A 1,696-nucleotide genomic window follows, 5' to 3' on the forward strand; every position below is an offset into this window, starting at 1 on the left:
ACGCCACCCACGCCGCGGGTCTCCTGGCAGGGCTCCGGGACGCCGGGGTCGCCGAGGCGGACCCCGGGGCCTGGTACGGCTCGGGAGGGCCGTCCACCGCGGCGCCCCCCTTCCCCGTGGCGCCGGGGGAGCCGGTGATCGTGCTGTCTCCGTCGGGGTTCGGAGCGCTCGAGGAATGTCCGCTCCGGTGGTTCCTGCAGAAGGTCAGGGGTGATTCCGCCGATCCGGGGTCGGAGGCGGCGCTCATCCGTGGTTCGGCGGTCCACGCGCTCACCCAGGCGGTGGAGGGGGGGATCGGCGAGGACGCACTCCGGGCGGCGGTACACCGCCGGGCCGAGGCGCTCACGCGTGCCCGCGGCTGGTTCGCCGAGAGGGGTGCGGAATCGATGGTGGGCATGGCCGAGACGTTCCGGCGGTGGCGGACCGAGACCCGGGGCGAGTACACGACCGCCGGGGTGGAGGAGGCGTTCGCCTTCGACGTCCGGGGTGGGGTGCGGATCCGCGGGCGGATCGATCGACTCGAGGCCACCCGCGCCGGCGAGGTGGTCCCCGTGGACATCAAGACCTCACCCGGCGCCGTGTCCAAGGCGGTGGCCGCGACACATCCCCAGCTCGCCCTGTACCAGCTGGCGGTGTCGGAGGGCGCTGTCGAGTCCGCCGCGGGTCGTGCGCCGGGGGGAGGGCTCCTGGTGTACCTCGGGGGCCGGGAGGGCCGCATGCCCACGGAGCGAGTCCAGGATCCGCTCGGCAGCGAGGGCGCGGAGGCCCTGACCGAGCGCGTGGTCGAGGCCGGTCGTGCGACGGTGGGGCCGGACTACACGGCCCGTGTGGGACGGTGGTGCGACCACTGCGGCGTCCGTTCCAGCTGCCCCGCCCAACCCGAGGGTCGGCAGGTGAGCGGGTGACCTCGTCGACAGGACCCCACGACATCGCTGACGCACTCGGCGTCCACCGTCCGACCCCGGAACAGGCCGCGGTGATCGCCGGCCCCACGGAGCCGACACTCGTCCTGGCCGGCGCCGGCGCGGGCAAGACCGAGACCATGGCCGCCCGCGTGGTGTGGCTGGTGGCCAACGGTCACGCGCGCCCGTCGGAGATCCTGGGGCTCACCTTCACGCGCAAGGCCGCCCAGCAGCTGTCCAGGAGGATCCGGCGACGGCTCGAGGCGCTCGCCGCGAGCCCGCTGTGCACCGGCCCCGGGGCGGATCCCCGGATCGCGGAGTCGATACGCACGGAGGATCCGCAGATCTCGACCTATCACGCGTTCGCGGGCACACTCCTCGGGTCCTACGGCCTGCTCGTCCCGGTCGAACCGGACTCCCGCCTGCTCACGCCCACGGCGGCGTTCCAGCTCGCGTACGACGTCGTCTCGCGGTGGGAGTCCCCGCTCGCCACGGGGTCGTCCGCCGCGCAGGTGACCCGCGACGTCCTGACTCTGGCAGGGCAACTGTCCGAGCATCTCGTGAGCACCGACGACCTGCGCTCCCACCCCGATCTCCTCACCACCCTCGTCGCCACCCTGCCCGGGGGGCCCGGCCAGCGCGCGGCCCCGACCAGATGGCTCGACGAGGTCGCCACCGTCCAGGGGCACCGCGACGAGCTGGCCGATCTGGTGGACGCGGTCTCCGCCCGGATGCGCGAGGAATCCGCGCTGGACCACGCCTCACAGATGGCGCTCGCCGCGACGGTGGCCCGC

The 1,696-nt window shown here is 74.3% G+C and carries 2 protein-coding genes; both read left to right on the top strand.

Going from position 1 to position 1,696, the window contains the following annotated elements; all coding sequences use genetic code 11:
- Positions 1-905, top strand: a 905-nt coding sequence (locus tag G6022_RS06840; RefSeq protein WP_182691236.1) for a PD-(D/E)XK nuclease family protein, incomplete at its 5' end; no start/stop codon positions are given.
- Positions 902-1,696, top strand: a 795-nt coding sequence (locus tag G6022_RS06845) for a UvrD-helicase domain-containing protein (RefSeq protein WP_182691238.1), incomplete at its 3' end; no start/stop codon positions are given. The genes G6022_RS06840 and G6022_RS06845, both read left to right, overlap by 4 nt.

The organism is Dietzia sp. Cai40 (assembly GCF_014145165.1).
In the GTDB taxonomy this organism is placed as follows: domain Bacteria; phylum Actinomycetota; class Actinomycetes; order Mycobacteriales; family Mycobacteriaceae; genus Dietzia; species Dietzia natronolimnaea.